Source organism: Streptomyces sp. NPDC030165 (assembly GCF_055573595.1).
On sequence record NZ_JBVIBD010000065.1, the window covers coordinates 1 to 3,232 of the forward strand.

A 3,232-nucleotide genomic window follows, 5' to 3' on the forward strand; every position below is an offset into this window, starting at 1 on the left:
ACACAGTGGACGCGAGCAACTGAGGACAAGCCCTCGGCCTATTAGTACCAGTCAACTCCACCCGTTACCGGGCTTCCATATCTGGCCTATCAACCCAGTCGTCTACTGGGAGCCTTACCCCATCAAGTGGGAGGGAGCCCTCATCTCGAAGCAGGCTTCCCGCTTAGATGCTTTCAGCGGTTATCCTTTCCGAACGTAGCCAACCAGCCATGCCCTTGGCAGGACAACTGGCACACCAGAGGTTCGTCCGTCCCGGTCCTCTCGTACTAGGGACAGCCCTTCTCAAGACTCCTACGCGCACAGCGGATAGGGACCGAACTGTCTCACGACGTTCTAAACCCAGCTCGCGTACCGCTTTAATGGGCGAACAGCCCAACCCTTGGGACCGACTCCAGCCCCAGGATGCGACGAGCCGACATCGAGGTGCCAAACCATCCCGTCGATATGGACTCTTGGGGAAGATCAGCCTGTTATCCCCGGGGTACCTTTTATCCGTTGAGCGACGGCGCTTCCACAAGCCACCGCCGGATCACTAGTCCCTACTTTCGTACCTGCTCGACCCGTCAGTCTCACAGTCAAGCTCCCTTGTGCACTTACACTCAACACCTGATTGCCAACCAGGCTGAGGGAACCTTTGGGCGCCTCCGTTACTCTTTAGGAGGCAACCGCCCCAGTTAAACTACCCACCAGACACTGTCCCTGATCCGGATCACGGACCCAGGTTAGACATCCAGCACGACCAGAGTGGTATTTCAACAACGACTCCCCTCGAACTGGCGTCCAAGGTTCACAGTCTCCCACCTATCCTACACAAGCCGAACCGAACACCAATATCAAGCTATAGTAAAGGTCCCGGGGTCTTTCCGTCCTGCTGCGCGAAACGAGCATCTTTACTCGTAGTGCAATTTCACCGGGCCTATGGTTGAGACAGTCGAGAAGTCGTTACGCCATTCGTGCAGGTCGGAACTTACCCGACAAGGAATTTCGCTACCTTAGGATGGTTATAGTTACCACCGCCGTTTACTGGCGCTTAAGTTCTCAGCTTCGCCCCACCGAAATGGAGCTAACCGGTCCCCTTAACGTTCCAGCACCGGGCAGGCGTCAGTCCGTATACATCGCCTTACGGCTTCGCACGGACCTGTGTTTTTAGTAAACAGTCGCTTCTCGCTGGTCTCTGCGGCCACCACCAGCTCAGAGTGCAAGACTCATCACCAGCCGTGGCCCCCCTTCTCCCGAAGTTACGGGGGCATTTTGCCGAGTTCCTTAACCATAGTTCACCCGAACGCCTCGGTATTCTCTACCTGACCACCTGAGTCGGTTTAGGGTACGGGCCGCCATGAAACTCGCTAGAGGCTTTTCTCGACAGCATAGGATCATCCACTTCACCACAATCGGCTCGGCATCAGGTCTCACCCTTACATGTCATCCGGATTTGCCTGGATGACGGGCTACACCCTTACCCCGGGACAACCACCGCCCGGGCTGGACTACCTTCCTGCGTCACCCCATCACTCACCTACTACAAGTCTGGTTCGTCGGCTCCACCACTCCCCTACGCTCCGAAGAGCTCAGGGCGGCTTCACGGACTTAGCATCGCCTGATTCGATGTTTGGCGCTTCAAAGCGGGTACCGGAATATCAACCGGTTGTCCATCGACTACGCCTGTCGGCCTCGCCTTAGGTCCCGACTTACCCTGGGCAGATCAGCTTGACCCAGGAACCCTTAGTCAATCGGCGCACACGTTTCCCACGTGTGTATCGCTACTCATGCCTGCATTCTCACTCGTGAACCGTCCACAACTACCTTCCGGTGCTGCTTCACCCGGCACACGACGCTCCCCTACCCATCACAGTCCCCGTTAGGAGTACATACTGCAATGACACGACTTCGGCGGTGTGCTTGAGCCCCGCTACATTGTCGGCGCGGAATCACTTGACCAGTGAGCTATTACGCACTCTTTCAAGGATGGCTGCTTCTAAGCCAACCTCCTGGTTGTCTCTGCGACTCCACATCCTTTCCCACTTAGCACACGCTTAGGGGCCTTAGTCGATGCTCTGGGCTGTTTCCCTCTCGACCATGGAGCTTATCCCCCACAGTCTCACTGCCGCGCTCTCACTTACCGGCATTCGGAGTTTGGCTAAGGTCAGTAACCCGGTAGGGCCCATCGCCTATCCAGTGCTCTACCTCCGGCAAGAAACACACGACGCTGCACCTAAATGCATTTCGGGGAGAACCAGCTATCACGGAGTTTGATTGGCCTTTCACCCCTAACCACAGGTCATCCCCCAGGTTTTCAACCCTGGTGGGTTCGGTCCTCCACGAAGTCTTACCTCCGCTTCAACCTGCCCATGGCTAGATCACTCCGCTTCGGGTCTTGGGCACGCTACTCAACGCCCTCTTCGGACTCGCTTTCGCTACGGCTTCCCCACACGGGTTAACCTCGCAACATACCGCAAACTCGCAGGCTCATTCTTCAAAAGGCACGCAGTCACGACACAGAGACAAGTCTCTGTGCGACGCTCCCACGGCTTGTAGGCACACGGTTTCAGGTACTATTTCACTCCGCTCCCGCGGTACTTTTCACCATTCCCTCACGGTACTATCCGCTATCGGTCACCAGGGAATATTTAGGCTTAGCGGGTGGTCCCGCCAGATTCACACGGGATTTCACGGGCCCCGTGCTACTTGGGTGATTCTCAAACGAGCCGTCAATGTTTCAGCTACGGGGGTCTTACCCTCTACGCCGGACCTTTCGCATGTCCTTCGCCTACATCAACGGTTTCTGACTCGCCGACCGGCCGGCAGACCGGTCAAGAGAACTCCCACAACCCCAACCACGCAACCCCTGCCGGGTATCACACGTGACTGGTTTGGCCTCATCCGGTTTCGCTCGCCACTACTCCCGGAATCACGGTTGTTTTCTCTTCCTGCGGGTACTGAGATGTTTCACTTCCCCGCGTTCCCTCCACATACCCTATGTGTTCAGGTATGGGTGACAGCCCATGACGACTGCCGGGTTTCCCCATTCGGAAACCCCCGGATCAAAGCCTGGTTGACGGCTCCCCGGGGACTATCGTGGCCTCCCACGTCCTTCATCGGTTCCTGGTGCCAAGGCATCCACCGTGCGCCCTTAAAAACTTGGCCACAGATGCTCGCGTCCACTGTGCAGTTCTCAAGCAACGACCAGCCACCCACCACCCCGCCACACTCGGCGAGTTCACTGGGGCCAGGT

At 57.0% G+C, this 3,232-nt stretch carries 1 rRNA gene; it reads right to left on the reverse strand.

Going from position 1 to position 3,232, the window contains the following annotated elements:
* Nucleotides 1-21: 21 nt before the first annotated feature.
* Nucleotides 22-3,144 (reverse strand): 23S ribosomal RNA (locus tag ACZ4Z1_RS42270).
* Nucleotides 3,145-3,232 lie beyond the last annotated feature (88 nt).